Consider the following 14,621-nt stretch of genomic DNA (forward strand, 5'->3'; position numbering starts at 1 on the left):
TCACAGCGCAGCGCGTAGTGCGTCCCTGATCAGGGTTTCGCAATCTGAATCCGGACGGACGACTTTGGCGATCAGGCGGCTGGCCTCCTGCGGCTTATAGCCCAGGGCAATCAACGCCGATGCGGCCTCCGCCTCGGGATCGCCGGCTTCGCTATCGGCGGAGGAGGATGGCGTCGGGGGGACATCGCCCGTCGAATTAAACAGTTCGCCGCTCAATCCCTTGAAGCGGTCTTTCATTTCAACCACCAGACGTTCGGCCGTTTTTTTGCCGACGCCGGGCAGCTTGATCAACGCGCCGATCTCTTCCCGCTCCACCGCGCTGACAAACTGCGCGGCGGACATACCGGAGAGAATGGCCAGCGCCAGCTTCGGCCCCACGCCGTTGACCTTAATCAGTTCACGGAACAGCGCCCTCTCCTGCTTATCATTAAAGCCGAACAGCAGCTGGGCGTCTTCGCGCACCACAAAATGCGTGAAGATGACGGCTTCCTGAGAAAGCGCCGGCAGTTCGTAAAAGCAAGTCATCGGCATGTGAACTTCATAGCCGACGCCGTTGGCTTCTATCAGTACCTGCGGCGGTTGTTTTTCCAGAATAATGCCTCTGAGACGACCTATCACCTTCTCTTCCTTTACGTTTTATCAACCAAGAATCTTGTATATACCCGTCATACTTCAAGCTGCATGTGCGTTGGCTGCGCTCAGTCACCCGAATCACTTACTTTAGTAAGCTCATCGGGATTCCTTCCCTTGCCGCCTTCCTGCAACTCGAATTATCTAGGGTATAGCTTATAACATAAAAAAAGCTGGATGAATATCCAGCCTTAAGTTTCAGCGCAGGCGCCCCGGCGCCGGATAACGTTTCTCAACGCCAAGGCGGATCAGCTTCTGATTGAAATGGCAGTGGGTGATGGCTATCGCCAGCGCATCGGCGGCATCCGCCTGCGGGCTGGCGGATAACTTGAGCAGCGAGCGAACCATATGCTGCACCTGTTTTTTATCCGCCGCGCCGGTGCCCACCACGGTCTGCTTCACCAGCCGGGCGGCGTACTCATACACCGGCAGATCCTGATTCACCGCCGCCACAATCGCCGCGCCGCGCGCCTGCCCCAGCTTAAGCGCCGAGTCGGGATTCTTGGCCATAAACACCTGCTCAATGGCGAAACAATCCGGGTGAAACTGGGTGATGATTTCACTCACCCCGGCGTAAATCAGCTTGAGGCGCGTGGGCAAATCGTCGACCACGGTACGAATGCAGCCGCTGCCGAGATAAGCAAGCTGACGCCCCTGCTGGCGGATGATGCCGTAACCCGTCACGCGCGAACCGGGGTCGATGCCGAGTATGATTGTCATCGTAACGCTCCGCCGGTTCGCCAGACAGAAAGGAACAACCTTTCCATCACCGTGCCGCCATTATAGTAATGCCGCCACCTCATCGGAGATCTCGCCGTTGTGGTAAACCTCCTGCACGTCGTCGCAATCTTCCAGCATATCGATCAGGCGCATCAGCTTCGGCGCGGTTTCCGCGTCCATGTCCGCTTTGGTTGAAGGCACCATGGAAACTTCCGCCGCTTCGGCCACCAGGCCCGCCGCATCCAGCGCATCCTTGACTTCGCCGAAGGTTTCCCACGGCGTGAAAACGTCAATGGCGCCGTCGTCATAGGTTACGACATCGTCCGCGCCGGCTTCCAGCGCGGCATCCATCACCGTATCCTCATCCAGGCCCGGCGCGTAGGAAATCACGCCCTTTTTGCTGAACAGGTACGCCACCGAACCATCGGTGCCCAGGTTGCCGCCGCTCTTGGTGAAAGCATGGCGCACCTCGGAAACGGTACGGTTGCGGTTGTCGCTCAGGCACTCCACCATCACCGCCGTGCCGCCGGGGCCGTAGCCTTCATAAATGATGGTTTCCATATTGTTGTCGTCATCGCCGCCCACGCCGCGGGCGATGGCGCGGTTCAGGGTATCGCGCGTCATGTTGTTGGACAGGGCCTTATCGATGGCGGCGCGCAGACGCGGGTTCGCCCCCGGATCGCCGCCGCCCAGCCGGGCGGCGGTAACCAATTCGCGGATAATTTTGGTAAAGATTTTGCCGCGTTTCGCGTCCTGTGCTGCTTTACGATGCTTGGTATTGGCCCACTTACTATGACCTGCCATAAAAATCTCCGAAAAAAGCCTGTTCAGGCCGGATAAATAACAAATTCCTCAATCGCCTGCCGGTTACTCCACGACTTGGTAAGCTGCGCCGCATTGGGCGCTTCCAGCCACTGGTAAGCGAGATGTTCGGTAATGACCACCTCGCGTTCCTCAGGCAGCGCCAGACAGAACCAGTGTTCCGTGTTGCGCGTCACCCCCGGCGCGTAGCGACGTCTTAAATGAGCAAAAAGCTCAAACTCAATACAGCGCTGACAGTCAAAGAGTGATAATGCCTCAGCGGATATATCAATATTAACCTCTTCTTTAACTTCACGCTGTGCGGCGCACGCCGTGCTTTCCCCCTCCTCCAGGCTGCCGGTAACGGATTGCCAGAAGTCGGGATCGTCACGCCGTTGCAGCATCAGCACCCGCCCGGTGTCGCGGGCATAAATCACCACCAGAACCGAAACGGGTCGCTTGTATGCCATCTCACTGGTTCTCGAATTTTTCGTCCTGCGCCGCTTTCCCTTTTCCCACCACCGCGATGGACAACTCCTCCAGCGCGACGGGATTGGCGAAGCTGGGGGCTTCGGTCATCAGACAGGCCGCGGCCGTGGTTTTCGGGAAAGCGATGACGTCACGAATATTATCGGTGCCGGTCAGCAACATCACCAGACGATCCAGACCGAAAGCCAGACCGGCGTGCGGCGGCGTGCCGAACTTCAGCGCATCCAGCAGGAAGCCGAATTTCTCGCGCTGGTCCCGTTCATTGATGCCCAGGATGCCGAACACCGTTTGCTGCATATCGCCGTTATGAATACGCACGGAGCCGCCGCCCACTTCATAACCGTTCAACACCATGTCATAGGCGTTGGCGATGGCGGATGCCGGATTGGCCGCCAGTTCGGCGGGCGTCATATCGCGCGGCGCGGTGAACGGATGGTGCATGGCGGTCAGGCCGCCTTCGCCGTCGTCTTCGAACATCGGGAAGTCGATAACCCACAGCGGCCGCCAGCTGTCTTCGCTGGTCAGTTTCAGATCGCGCCCCAGCTTCAGACGCAGCGCGCCGAGCGCGTCGGTCACCACATTGGCGCGATCCGCGCCGAAGAACAGAATGTCGCCATCGGCGGCGCCGACGCGATCCAGCAGCGCGGACAGCAGATCTGCGCCGAGGAATTTGGCGACAGGGCTCTGTACGCCGTCAAGACCTTTGGCGCGCTCGTTGACCTTGATATAGGCCAGCCCTTTGGCGCCATAGATTTCGATAAACTTGGCGTACTCGTCGATCTGTTTGCGGCTCAGCTGCGCCCCGCCCGGAACGCGGATCGCCGCCACGCGGCCTTTGGCGTCGTTTGCCGGGCCGGAGAACACCTTGAATTCGATATCTTTTACCAGGTCCGCCACATCCACCAGCTCCAGCGGGTTACGCAGATCCGGCTTGTCGGAACCGAAGCGGCGCATGGCTTCGGCGAAGGTCATGATCGGGAAATTCCCCAGCTCCACGCCTTTGATTTCCAGCCACAGCTCGCGCACCAGTTTTTCCATCACTTCACGCACCTGCGGCGCGGTCATGAACGAGGTTTCCACATCGATCTGGGTAAATTCCGGTTGACGATCGGCGCGCAAATCTTCATCACGGAAACATTTGACGATTTGATAGTAGCGATCGAAACCGGACATCATCAGCAGCTGTTTGAACAACTGGGGCGACTGCGGCAATGCGTAGAATTTGCCTTTATGCACCCGGCTCGGCACCAGATAGTCGCGCGCGCCTTCCGGCGTCGCCTTGGTCAGCATCGGCGTTTCAATATCCAGAAAACCGTGCCCGTCCATAAAACGGCGGACAAAACTGGTGATGCGCGCGCGGGTTTTCAGACGCCGGGCCATTTCCGGGCGGCGCAGATCGAGATAACGGTACTTGAGGCGCGCTTCTTCGGTGTTGGTCTGGTTGGAATCCAGCGGCAGCGGCTCGGCGCGGTTGATGATGGTCAGCGCCGTGGCCAGCACCTCGATTTCACCGGTAGCCATATCTTTGTTGATTTGACTGTCTGGACGGGCACGGACGACGCCCTTCAGTTGAATACAGAATTCGTTGCGCAGTTCGGACGCCTGTTTCAGTACGTCCTGGCGGTCCGGATCAAAGAACACCTGCGCCAGACCTTCGCGGTCGCGCATATCGATAAAAATCAAACCACCCAGATCGCGGCGGCGGTTAACCCAACCGCACAATGTCACTTCCTGGCCCACGTGGGACAAATTCAACTGTCCGCAATATTCAGTACGCATCACTATGTCCTTTTACTCAGCCGCACAACCCACTCTTTTTCGCCGCGCCTGGCAACGGAAAAAGCCGTGGTGTCTTTGCTGAACGGCATGGTTTTTCTGGATTACTGTCCGGTGAAAAAAGGCGGCTATTATAAAGGAAATTCCCCCGGACGATAAGTATGAAGGTAACGCTCTGCGGTTTGCCCGCACACTCTTTTTGACAATTTTCATTATCGGTTAATGAAATGATCGCTAATATAGCCTTAATTTGTTACCGGAACAGAATAATGTATATCGGATTACCTCAATGGCAACATCCTGCCTGGAGTCGTTTAGGATTGCACGATCTGGCTGATTATTCCCGCTACTTTAACTGCGTGGAAGGGAATACCACGTTTTACGCCTTACCCGGCCGCGAGCTGGTGACGCGCTGGCGCGATATGACCACGGACGAGTTCCGTTTCTGCTTTAAATTTCCCTCCGCCATCAGCCATCAGGCCGCCTTGCAGCATTGTGAACAGGAGGTAGCCGCCTTCTTTCACTGTCTGGAACCGCTGGCGGGACGCATCGGGCAACTCTGGGTGCAACTGCCCGCCGCCTTCGGTCCGCCTCAGCTTGAGGTACTGTGGCGCTTTCTTGATGCGCTGCCGCAGGGATTCAGCTACGGCGTGGAGGTGCGCCACCCGCAGTTTTTTGCTAAAGGCGACAGCGAGCGCGCCTTGAATCAGGGTTTACAGCTGCGCGGGATTAACCGCGTCATCATGGACAGCCGCCCGGTACATCATGCCGCGCCGGACAGCCCCGCCATGCGCGAAGCGCAACGCAAAAAGCCGCGTCTGCCGGTTCATGCGCTGTTGACCGCCGCCCAGCCTTTGATTCGCTTTATCGGCAGTGAAAATTTGCAGGAAAATCTGCACTGGTTTCAGCCGTGGCTGAAAAAACTGCCGCAGTGGTCGCACGCCGAGCCTTTTCTGTTTATTCACACCCCCGATATCGGCGATGCGCCGGCGCTGGCGCAACGGCTGTGGCCGCTGCTGAGCGACATTATTCCCGCCTTGCCGCCGCAGCCGGACTGGCCCCGGCAGGAGTCGCTATTTTAACGGCCGCGCTCCGGCGGTCGGCGAATAGCGCCGCCGCCGCTCATTAGTCCTATTTCTTATAAACAATGCCTTACCCCTCCTCATTTCAGATAAAAAAAGTTGCCTTGTACAGGCGACAGTTGCGCTGCGGGAAGCTATTATTCTGCAAGCCGTTTTCGGTCAGGTCACGGAGTTAAAAATGGTAAGCGCGCTCTATGTGGTGTTTGGCGCATTGTTGTTGATAAAGTTGTCTGTCGACGTGGTTAAACTCAGAATGCAGTACCGTGTAGCCTATGGCGACGGTGGGTTTTATGAACTTCAGACGGCCATTCGGGTTCATGGCAATGCGGTGGAATATATTCCTATCGGCGCCATTCTGCTGGTTTTGATGGAAATGAACGGCGCCATCGCCGCGATGCTCCACCTGTGCGGCATGCTGTTGATCGTCGGGCGCCTGTTTCATTACTACGGCCTGCGCCAGCGTGAATTCCGCTGGCGACGCTCGGGCATGGCGGCGACCTACGCCTCGCTGCTCCTGATGTCCCTGGCCAATCTCTACTATCTGCCGTGGGAAATGGTTTTTACCCTGTATTAGAACGCGTCGGGCGATGGGATGAAAAGGATGACGGCGCCGGCTTCATCCGTTCTCTCGCTGCAGGCCCCGCAACTCGAAAGGTGAAGGGGATACATGCTTTATCGCGTCATTCTGCTAGAATACGCCCCCTTGATTACCTATCTCAGCCATTATTTTTACCATGCCAAACCGCGACCTGCTTTTTTCCGCTCCTATCGCCAATCTGGGCGACTGGACATTCGATGAACGCGTTGCTGAAGTCTTTCCCGATATGATTCAGCGCTCCGTTCCCGGCTATTCCAACATCATTTCGATGATTGGCATGCTGGCGGAACGTTTCGTGCAGCCGCATAGCCAGGTTTACGATCTGGGCTGTTCGCTGGGTGCCGCCACCTTGTCGATGCGCCGCAATATTCACGTGCCGGGCTGTAAAATCATCGCGGTGGATAATTCGCCGGCGATGATAAAACGCTGTCGCCATCATATCGAAGCTTTCCGCTCCGACACGCCGGTAGAGGTACTTGAAACCGATATTCTGGATATTGAAATAGCAAACGCCTCCATGGCGGTGCTGAACTTCACCATTCAGTTTCTGGAGCCGGCCAACCGCCAGTTGTTGCTCGACCGGGTCTATCAAGGGTTAAAGCCGGGCGGCGTACTGGTGCTGTCCGAAAAATTCAGCTTTGCCGATGGCAGAGTGGATGAGCTGTTGTTCAACATGCACCACGACTTCAAGCGCGCCAACGGCTACAGCGAATTGGAAATCAGCCAGAAACGCAGCATGCTGGAAAACGTCATGCTGACGGATACCGTGGACACGCATAAAAATCGACTCAAACTGGCAGGCTTTGAGCACGTCGATCTGTGGTTCCAATGTTTTAACTTTGGTTCATTACTGGCGCTCAAGACGGAAGGATAGGTTGTGATCGATTTCGGCAATTTTTATCAGCAAATCGCCAAAGGCCCGCTGAGCCACTGGCTTAATACCCTGCCCCCGCAGTTGAGCCGCTGGCAGCAGGAGTCGCTGCACGGTAAGTTCAAACTGTGGTTTAACACCCTGGAACATCTTCCCGCCCTCTCCCCCACTCAGTTGGATCTGGCCGACGGCGTAACCGCCGGCATGACGCCGGATATTTCCGTCGGCCAGCGCGAAGGGATAGAAATGCTGCTGCGCAACCTGATGCCGTGGCGCAAAGGGCCGTTTTCGCTTTATGGGGTAGATATCGACACCGAATGGCGCTCTGACTGGAAATGGCGGCGCGTGCTCCCCCATATCAGTCCGCTGCGCGATCGTCTGGTTCTCGACGTCGGCTGCGGCAGCGGCTACCACCTGTGGCGCATGGTGGGCGCGGGCGCGCGCCTGGCGGTGGGTATCGATCCCATGCAGCTGTTTTTATGCCAGTTCGAAGCGGTGCGAAAACTGTTGGGCGACGATCGGCGCGCCCATGTCCTGCCCCTCGGTATCGAACAGTTACCGGAACTGGCGGCGTTCGACACGGTTTTTTCCATGGGCGTGTTGTACCACCGCCGCTCGCCGCTCGACCATCTATGGCAGTTGAAAAACCAGCTGGTGTCCGGCGGCGAACTGGTGCTGGAGACGCTGGTCGTCGAAGGCGATGAAAATCAGGTGCTGGTGCCGGGAGAACGCTACGCGCAGATGCGTAACGTCTACTTTATCCCTTCCGCCGCCGCGCTGACCCAGTGGCTGCGAAAATGCGGATTTGCCGATGTTCGGGTGGTGGATATCTGCACAACCACGCCGCAGGAACAGCGCAGAACCGACTGGATGATCAGCGAATCGCTGGCCGATTTTCTCGATCCGCACGACCAAAGTAAAACCGTGGAGGGCTACCCGGCGCCGGTACGCGCGGTATTGGTCGCCCGCAAGCCCTGATACGGCGCAGAAATAGCGCTAAAGGGAGCCGGATGGAACGCTAGACTCCGTCCGGCAGCTTGGAGCGCATCATCTCCTTTCTGTCAATCCTGCGGCCATCCACAATAAACGTGCCATCGCCGACGGCGTGGATGGTTCTCTGCTCGGCACGCGTGTCATCGTAATACGCCGCAACGCCGTCGAGCACGATGATGCCGTATTGATCGATGATATCGGTAACCCGGCACTCTATGTTGGCAAGGCTCTCCTTGATCAGCGGCGCGCGGACATGCCGGCCCGGTAAGGGCGTAAGTCCGAAGCGGTCAAACTTGTCGGTGTCTTGCCCCGAGCATGTCCCTATACCGACAACGGTATCGATCATATCGACCGTGGGGATTGAAATCACACATTCTTTCGAGGTTTGCAGTGCGGCATAGGAATAGTTCCACGATCCGGTCGTTATGGCGAATGAGGCCGAGAAATCCAGCACCATCGTCCAGGTGATGGTCATCACGTTATCTTTCCGACCATCGTTCGTGGTGACCAGCACAACCGGTCCCGGCTCTAGCAGAGTGAACGCTTTCTCAATAGGAAGACTTTGCATATTTGCCTCCATCTTTTATTTTGCGCCCCCGGGTATGAGAATGACGTCTGGCATCATTACAAAACATCGTCCAGCGACTTACCATACCGAGAAGCCTTTACTTAAAGATACACCACTCTCCTGTTATCGCCTCATAGGCGTTCACATCAACGACGCCCGGTTTACTAAAGTAACAACGACACTTATTATCGAGAGCAAAAAACAAATCAAGGAAAGGTGCTTATGGAATGGGACTTCATTCTTTTATTGATTGCGTTGTGTGTCGTCGGATGTTTTTACACTATCCATTCATTAAAATCCCTGCGAACCGGTGTGTTCAAGGCGTGGTACAACGGTACTTTTAAGGACTATTTCGTCTATCGAGAAAGATCACCAGTCAACTTTTACTGGCACGTTGTTTCCTGGTGTCTGATTGGTTTGTGCATGATTGGGCTCGCTGCATATTTACTGAACAAACATTACCCACTATTACCCTGATCTCTTAGCTATCACGCCCCGCTCTTGCTGCGCCCGCTCTGATTCAGCCTCGCGTATCCCGCATAGCTGACTATCATCCTGGTCTATCACCATCGGCAGCTAGTCAATCCAGTAAACTGCCTGCCCATAACCAAAGGCTTTATTGAATTATGCATCCTAGGCCAGCTCAGATGTCAGGCCGAATCTAACTCATTGATATGGTAATATTCGCTATTCAAACGGGGTCTGAAGGACGAGATATGCGCTTTAACACAAAAGTCAGGATTGCCCTGCTTGCCTACCTTGTTATGGCATTTGCCGTGGCACTTCCAGTCGTCGCGTTCGTTTGTGACCTGATTATCAATGGAGTAATTATTGATCTATTGAAAAGTACGTATTCTTTTTCCGATTTTTACAATTTTAGGCGAATCATATATCTAAGGCTTTCTCTTATCGGAGCAATACTGGGTGGCGTTCTTTGGCTATTTTTTTATCGCAAATACACATACCATGACCCGCTAGATCGGTACTTCACGAAAAAATAGCCCTGCAGCTACTGCGCAGCTATAGCATGTACAACGCAGCAGCCTTAACGCATAGTGATTTAGGTTAACACATTAAGCAGCAACCAATTCCAGACGCTTACCCAGCACGGTGAGCGCTTTCTGAATTGTGTCTATTTTCGTTGAGTGGTGCAGATCAAACAACCGCGTTACTTCCTGCTTTTTAATCCCCATACGCGAAGCCAACTCAACCTGAGTTAAACCGGAATCGACAAAGGCATTCAGCATGATGACTTTTGCCGCCACGCTGGATGGAATCTCAACATAATCACCGGTAGTTTCTCCCGGTAATGGAATGCGCTGGTTATCCTCAAAGTAAAAATCAAAGGATGTTACCAGCGCATCAAGCGCCATCGCTAATGCTTCCTCTTTCGTATCCCCCTGAGTTAATGCTTCAGGGATATCAGGAAAACTCACAACATAACCGCCGCTGTCTGGCTCTAATTTTACAGGATATCGCATATCGTTATGATGAATCTCCGCGAGTACCAGCCCCGAAGGACTGGTTTGTTATTTAAGCCCTAACTGCTTGAGTATGGCCTGTCTAAGAGGTTCTTTTATCTCAGCGCTTGGGTGTCTTGGCATTACGCTTCGCTTCCCGTTGAATCTCAGCTTCAAGTGGTTGGTAGCGTTTGAAACTTCGACTCCCTGAGATTCAAGCCACCGCCTGAACTCGCTTTGCTTCACCAGTCCTCCATTCTGTTGAACATGTCATTACAGTAAACATTTATGCTTACCGTGTAAACATTTTTGTTTACTGGGCAGTGGTGTTTCCTGCTGTGTAAATTGAAATATTTCTGTTTCCAACCCCATAAGAGCTTTGCGGTTTATTGCCCGCTCGCCCTGCTCGGCAACGCCTTCTATGCGGTTCTTGTCCATCGGCTCGCGATTTACGCTCCACGCTTCCTCCGCACGTTCGGTCGCCCTCACGCACTTGCGCTTCACTTCGTTCGTCATAACCAACTTACGGGAGGACTTGCACCTCCAGGAGTGCGCCCATGCCGGGCGCACATAAAAAAAGCCCCGGCAACACGCCGGGGCTTGGTACTCGCAAGCAACCTGTTGGTATGCTGCGCGGCAAGGGTGCTCTGGCAGGCCGAGTATGACTCAACCTGAAAAACGTTATGAAACCGATGAGATTTCATAGTCCGAACTCAATGCCCGTTTCATCGCGGCCACGATATCGCCGTCAACGCCGTACTGGCTGAACTCATCCATCTCGCTATCCGAACACATGGACACGCCAATTTTGCGATACCGCATCACGGATGAAGACCACTGCCCGGCGGAGCTGTGCAGCTCCTGAATACCGCTTTGCCGAAACTTATGAAGGTTGGTTAATCGCACACCGGATCCGGCCATAATGATTGGACCACGGCTAGCCTGAGTTAGTTCACGTAATAATACCAATCCGTTTTCCGCGGTCTGCTGCTGCCCGGAGGTCAGGATCCGTGAAACGCCCAGATCGGTCAGCTGTTCCAGCGCCAGGTAAGGGTTCAGACACAGATCGAAGGCGCGGTGAAAGGTCACCGCCATGCCCTGAGTCAGCGACATGATTTCTTTCATCCGCGGTAAATCGATATGTCCTTCGGCATCCAGAATGCCCACCACCACGCCGGGAAACCCCATATCGCGGATTTGCTCGATATCATATTTAATCGCCGCGAATTCCGTTGCATCGTAGCAAAAATCACCGCCGCGCGGCCGAACAATAGGATGAACGGGAATCGCTATTTTTTCGTCCGCCAGCCGCAAAACGCCGTATCCCGGCGTTAACCCGCCGTCGCGTAGCCCGGAACAGAGTTCGATCCGATCTGCGCCGGCCTGCTCGGCGGTTATTGCGCATTCAATGCTATAGCAACATACCTCCAGCTTGGGCATATCCACCTCCATTTAAAACCGCTAAATATCACTCAATTACATTTCCCCTAATTATATGAAGATCGTCGGCCCCTTCTTAATTACGAGAATAGCTAATCACTATGGCATTCAAGGGCGCATCGTGAGGAGATGACGATCACAATGAACGCGATATAATGGAAATAAATATGACATAAACCATCGTTCTATTAATGTATTAAACGGTTGAAAAACCATGCAACGCAAAAAAACTCAATCGCCACGATTTTCATCCGCCACAATATCCCGAATATCAAACGGATGAAACTTTATGGTTATTTTTCCATTGGTTACAGCCGTTGTCGGATTAGGTATCCGTTCTTTTTCACCCTGCGGCGAACTGAAATGAAGTTTGACGCCGGAGGTACGCAGAGCCTGGTCGGATAAACAGGCCAGCGCTCTCTGATGCAGCGAATCCGCATCGCCCGGCAATAGCAGCTCCACGTGTTCCCATCCTTCATGGGGATAGCTCTTCTTTCCCGGCCAGGGCAGCTCGATGCAATCAATCCGCCAGGGGCCGACTTTTATCGCCGTGTCTAATATAAACAAGCAGATAGTACGCCCGTTAATCAGGTTTTCGGAAAGCAGCGTGCCGACGCGCAATAATTGTGTTTTCCAGCGCTCAGCGGTCGAATTTTGATGACAGCGCAGCGAAATATGATCGGCGCTGAATCTGGTCAAATCCAGCTGAAGTACCGCGGCAAACTCATTTAACTCCCGCTCAAAACGAACTAAATCCATCGTTAACTCTTCTGGTAACATACCGGGTATGAACTCCTCACTATCCACGCAAACCGTCAGGCATTAATTTACATGGTGATAATATCGCATCCATGTTTTTTTAACGCAGTTCTATTTCGACTTTTTTTTAGTTATTGGTTCTTTTAGTTATTCGTGCTTTCAGCACTAAACGCCATAGTAAAATCTAAAGAAAGCAAAGTAACCAGGTGGAATTAACAAACAAAAAACCCACCGGTAGTTGGCATCGGCTACCTTACGCAACTTTTATTGAGAGTTGTCTTAAATAAAAAAATGTCCATTGAATGAAGAAAGGAAAAAGGATAATTTGAACTTCTTAATAATAAGGTCGAGTTATCATCATGGTGCTATTAATCATTTCAATTCTGCTGATCGTCATTGCGGCGTACGCTATTTTTCGTCATTTTAAAACCAAAAATGAACACAAAATCGGGGTGAACTCCAAAACCAGGAAACGTTAACCAAGCGCGCTTAGCGTTTCCCCTTACTATACATAAAAAATTGCAGCAGCCCTCGCGAATATCATCCGGTTTACCTTACTCCTCCCCCCTTCTAATCCAAGCATGTCACCCGCCGCGTATGCCATCTGCTGACTCGTAAAGGCAAATATGGTATAAGCAGGGCTTGATTTTTTATTTAAGGTAAACCGGTGAATATTCAGGCTCTTCTCTCCGAAAAAGTCAGCCAGGCATTGGCTGCGGCGGGTGCCCCTGTTGGCAGCGAGGCGCAGGTCCGCCAGTCGGCAAAAGTACAGTTTGGCGATTATCAGGCCAACGGCGTGATGGCCGTTGCCAAAAAACTCGGCATGCCGCCGCGTCTGTTGGCTGAAAAAGTGGTCCAGCTTTTAGCGCTGGACGGCATCGCCGCCAAAACAGAAATCGCCGGCCCTGGCTTTATCAATATTTTCCTTGATAAACAATGGGTCGCCAGCCAGGCAGAGAAGGCACTGAATGCCCCGAAACTGGGCGTAACACCGGTTGAACCACAAACTATCGTTGTCGATTATTCCGCCCCCAACGTGGCGAAAGAAATGCACGTCGGTCACCTGCGTTCCACCATTATCGGCGATGCGGCCGTTCGTACCCTGGAATTCCTCGGCCACCATGTTATTCGCGCCAACCACGTCGGCGACTGGGGCACGCAGTTCGGCATGCTGATCGCCTATCTCGAAAAAGTGCAGAATGACAGCGCCGGCGAGATGGCGCTGTCCGATCTCGAAGCGTTCTACCGTGAAGCGAAGAAGCACTATGACGACGATGCCGCATTTGCCGAACGCGCCAGAGGCTATGTGGTCAAGCTACAGGGGGGGGACGAATATTGCCGCCAACTGTGGCGCAAGCTTATCGACATCACCATGACGCAAAATCAGCTCACTTACGATCGTCTCAACGTCACGCTGACCAAAGATGACGTTATGGGCGAAAGTTTGTATAACAGCATGCTGCCGGAGATAGTCGCCGACCTGAAAGCGAAAGGTCTGGCGGTGGAGAGCGAAGGCGCGACGGTGGTTTTCCTGGATGAGTTCAAGAACAAGGAAGGCGAGCCGATGGGCGTTATCATCCAGAAGAAGGATGGCGGCTACCTCTACACCACCACCGATATCGCCTGTGCGAAATACCGCTATGAGACGCTGAACGCCGACCGCGTGCTTTACTATATCGACTCTCGCCAGCACCAGCATCTGATGCAGGCCTGGGCCATTGTGCGCAAGGCCGGTTACGTACCGGATTCCGTCAGCCTGGAACACCATATGTTCGGCATGATGCTGGGCAAGGACGGCAAACCGTTTAAAACCCGCGCCGGCGGCACCATCAAGCTTTCCGATCTGCTGGACGAGGCTTATGAGCGCGCTTGCCGGCTCATCGCCGAAAAAAATCCGCAAATGGAGAGCGATGAGCTGCAACAGCTCGCCAGGGTGGTTTCCATCGGCGCGGTAAAATATGCCGACCTGTCCAAAAACCGCACCACCGATTACATTTTTGACTGGGATAACATGCTGGCATTCGAAGGCAACACCGCGCCTTATATGCAATATGCCTATACCCGCGTTATCTCGATTTTTAAACGCGCCGGCATTCAGGAAAACAGCCTGACTCAGCCCATTACCCTGCACGAGGAGCGTGAATTTGTTCTCGCCGCTCGCCTGCTGCAATTTGAAGAAACCGTCACCACCGTCGCCCGTGACGGCACTCCGCATGTGATGTGCGCCTATTTGTATGATTTAGCGGGCCTGTTCTCCGGTTTTTACGAGCATTGCCCGATTTTGAATGCGGAAAATGACGAACTGCGTCAAAGCCGCCTGAAACTGGCGCTGCTGACGGCCAAAACGCTGAAACAGGGTTTGGATACCCTGGGGATTGATACCGTAGAGAAGATGTAATCCTTCGCCGCACCAGCGTGACAAACGCCCGAACTC

General features: G+C 53.9%; 17 protein-coding genes. 6 read left to right on the plus strand and 11 right to left on the minus strand.

All coding sequences use genetic code 11. The features are described from left to right. The 5 genes from ruvA to aspS form a co-directional block, all read right to left on the minus strand. Window positions 1-618, minus strand: coding sequence for a Holliday junction branch migration protein RuvA (gene ruvA / locus DDT56_RS06725; RefSeq protein WP_136165712.1), 618 nt, complete (start codon window positions 616-618; stop codon window positions 1-3). Window positions 619-828: 210 nt separating this feature from the next. Beyond that, a complete protein-coding gene (ruvC, locus tag DDT56_RS06730; protein WP_136165713.1) occupies window positions 829-1,350 on the minus strand; it encodes a crossover junction endodeoxyribonuclease RuvC in 522 nt (173 codons plus the stop codon). A gap of 60 nt (window positions 1,351-1,410) precedes the next feature. Then, window positions 1,411-2,154, minus strand: coding sequence for a YebC/PmpR family DNA-binding transcriptional regulator (locus DDT56_RS06735; RefSeq protein WP_136165714.1), 744 nt, complete (start codon window positions 2,152-2,154; stop codon window positions 1,411-1,413). A gap of 23 nt (window positions 2,155-2,177) precedes the next feature. Then, window positions 2,178-2,621, minus strand: coding sequence for a dihydroneopterin triphosphate diphosphatase (nudB, locus tag DDT56_RS06740; RefSeq protein ID WP_136165715.1), 444 nt, complete (start codon window positions 2,619-2,621; stop codon window positions 2,178-2,180). A 1-nt stretch (window position 2,622) separates the two neighbouring features. Then, a complete protein-coding gene (aspS, locus tag DDT56_RS06745) occupies window positions 2,623-4,419 on the minus strand; it encodes an aspartate--tRNA ligase (RefSeq protein ID WP_136165716.1) in 1,797 nt (598 codons plus the stop codon). Between the two features lie 266 nt (window positions 4,420-4,685). Here aspS and DDT56_RS06750 point away from each other — a divergent pair, with 266 nt between their 5' ends. From DDT56_RS06750 to cmoB, 4 genes are all read left to right on the plus strand, one after another. Next, window positions 4,686-5,498, plus strand: coding sequence for a DUF72 domain-containing protein (locus DDT56_RS06750; protein ID WP_136165717.1), 813 nt, complete (start codon window positions 4,686-4,688; stop codon window positions 5,496-5,498). Window positions 5,499-5,676: 178 nt separating this feature from the next. Beyond that, entirely contained in the window at window positions 5,677-6,072 is a 396-nt protein-coding gene (locus tag DDT56_RS06755) for an MAPEG family protein (protein ID WP_136165718.1), read from the plus strand. Window positions 6,073-6,232: 160 nt separating this feature from the next. Then, the gene (cmoA, locus tag DDT56_RS06760; protein WP_136165719.1) at window positions 6,233-6,970 is read left to right on the plus strand and encodes a carboxy-S-adenosyl-L-methionine synthase CmoA; all 738 of its coding nucleotides are present in this window, start codon (window positions 6,233-6,235) and stop codon (window positions 6,968-6,970) included. A 3-nt stretch (window positions 6,971-6,973) separates the two neighbouring features. Then, the gene (cmoB, locus tag DDT56_RS06765) at window positions 6,974-7,945 is read left to right on the plus strand and encodes a tRNA 5-methoxyuridine(34)/uridine 5-oxyacetic acid(34) synthase CmoB (protein ID WP_136165720.1); all 972 of its coding nucleotides are present in this window, start codon (window positions 6,974-6,976) and stop codon (window positions 7,943-7,945) included. Window positions 7,946-7,985: 40 nt separating this feature from the next. On the opposite strand, the gene DDT56_RS06770 is transcribed toward cmoB, so the two are convergent. After that, on the minus strand, window positions 7,986-8,528 hold the full coding sequence (locus tag DDT56_RS06770; RefSeq protein ID WP_136165721.1) for a flavin reductase family protein: 543 nt from the start codon (window positions 8,526-8,528) through the stop codon (window positions 7,986-7,988). A gap of 222 nt (window positions 8,529-8,750) precedes the next feature. Between DDT56_RS06770 and DDT56_RS25175 the strand changes: the two genes are divergently transcribed. After that, window positions 8,751-9,005 carry a DUF2542 family protein gene (locus tag DDT56_RS25175; protein WP_136165722.1) on the plus strand — a complete coding sequence of 85 codons (255 nt, stop codon included), beginning with the start codon at window positions 8,751-8,753 and terminating at the stop codon, window positions 9,003-9,005. A 596-nt stretch (window positions 9,006-9,601) separates the two neighbouring features. On the opposite strand, the gene DDT56_RS06785 is transcribed toward DDT56_RS25175, so the two are convergent. From DDT56_RS06785 to DDT56_RS06805, 5 genes are all read right to left on the minus strand, one after another. Then, window positions 9,602-10,009, minus strand: a complete 408-nt coding sequence (locus tag DDT56_RS06785; protein WP_136165724.1) for a type II toxin-antitoxin system HicB family antitoxin — start codon at window positions 10,007-10,009, stop codon at window positions 9,602-9,604. 48 nt (window positions 10,010-10,057) lie between these two features. Next, complete coding sequence (locus DDT56_RS06790) at window positions 10,058-10,234, minus strand: type II toxin-antitoxin system HicA family toxin (RefSeq protein WP_136165725.1); 177 nt, start codon at window positions 10,232-10,234, stop codon at window positions 10,058-10,060. 27 nt (window positions 10,235-10,261) lie between these two features. Continuing rightward, a complete protein-coding gene (locus DDT56_RS24590; protein WP_210416990.1) occupies window positions 10,262-10,504 on the minus strand; it encodes a hypothetical protein in 243 nt (80 codons plus the stop codon). A 165-nt stretch (window positions 10,505-10,669) separates the two neighbouring features. Next, window positions 10,670-11,428, minus strand: coding sequence for a copper homeostasis protein CutC (gene cutC / locus DDT56_RS06800; protein WP_136165726.1), 759 nt, complete (start codon window positions 11,426-11,428; stop codon window positions 10,670-10,672). Between the two features lie 231 nt (window positions 11,429-11,659). Further along, window positions 11,660-12,208 (minus strand): VOC family protein, encoded by a 549-nt coding sequence (locus DDT56_RS06805; protein WP_136165727.1) that lies wholly within the window; start codon window positions 12,206-12,208, stop codon window positions 11,660-11,662. A gap of 646 nt (window positions 12,209-12,854) precedes the next feature. On the opposite strand from DDT56_RS06805, the gene argS reads away from it, so the two are divergent. Continuing rightward, window positions 12,855-14,585, plus strand: a complete 1,731-nt coding sequence (gene argS, locus DDT56_RS06810; RefSeq protein ID WP_136165728.1) for an arginine--tRNA ligase — start codon at window positions 12,855-12,857, stop codon at window positions 14,583-14,585. The last annotated feature ends 36 nt before the right edge of the window (window positions 14,586-14,621 follow it).

This window comes from Brenneria corticis, assembly GCF_003115855.1.
Taxonomy (GTDB): Bacteria; Pseudomonadota; Gammaproteobacteria; order Enterobacterales; family Enterobacteriaceae; genus Brenneria; species Brenneria corticis.

Coding starts and splice junctions, on each gene's coding strand:
- ruvC (WP_136165713.1), bottom strand. CDS start 1,350: ATGACAATCATACTCGGCATCGACCCCGGTTCGCGCGTGACGGGTTAC.
- DDT56_RS06735 (WP_136165714.1), bottom strand. CDS start 2,154: ATGGCAGGTCATAGTAAGTGGGCCAATACCAAGCATCGTAAAGCAGCA.
- nudB (WP_136165715.1), bottom strand. CDS start 2,621: ATGGCATACAAGCGACCCGTTTCGGTTCTGGTGGTGATTTATGCCCGC.
- aspS (WP_136165716.1), bottom strand. CDS start 4,419: ATGCGTACTGAATATTGCGGACAGTTGAATTTGTCCCACGTGGGCCAG.
- DDT56_RS06750 (WP_136165717.1), top strand. CDS start 4,686: ATGTATATCGGATTACCTCAATGGCAACATCCTGCCTGGAGTCGTTTA.
- DDT56_RS06755 (WP_136165718.1), top strand. CDS start 5,677: ATGGTAAGCGCGCTCTATGTGGTGTTTGGCGCATTGTTGTTGATAAAG.
- cmoA (WP_136165719.1), top strand. CDS start 6,233: ATGCCAAACCGCGACCTGCTTTTTTCCGCTCCTATCGCCAATCTGGGC.
- DDT56_RS06770 (WP_136165721.1), bottom strand. CDS start 8,528: ATGCAAAGTCTTCCTATTGAGAAAGCGTTCACTCTGCTAGAGCCGGGA.
- DDT56_RS25175 (WP_136165722.1), top strand. CDS start 8,751: ATGGAATGGGACTTCATTCTTTTATTGATTGCGTTGTGTGTCGTCGGA.
- DDT56_RS06785 (WP_136165724.1), bottom strand. CDS start 10,009: ATGCGATATCCTGTAAAATTAGAGCCAGACAGCGGCGGTTATGTTGTG.
- DDT56_RS24590 (WP_210416990.1), bottom strand. CDS start 10,504: ATGACGAACGAAGTGAAGCGCAAGTGCGTGAGGGCGACCGAACGTGCG.
- cutC (WP_136165726.1), bottom strand. CDS start 11,428: ATGCCCAAGCTGGAGGTATGTTGCTATAGCATTGAATGCGCAATAACC.
- DDT56_RS06805 (WP_136165727.1), bottom strand. CDS start 12,208: ATGTTACCAGAAGAGTTAACGATGGATTTAGTTCGTTTTGAGCGGGAG.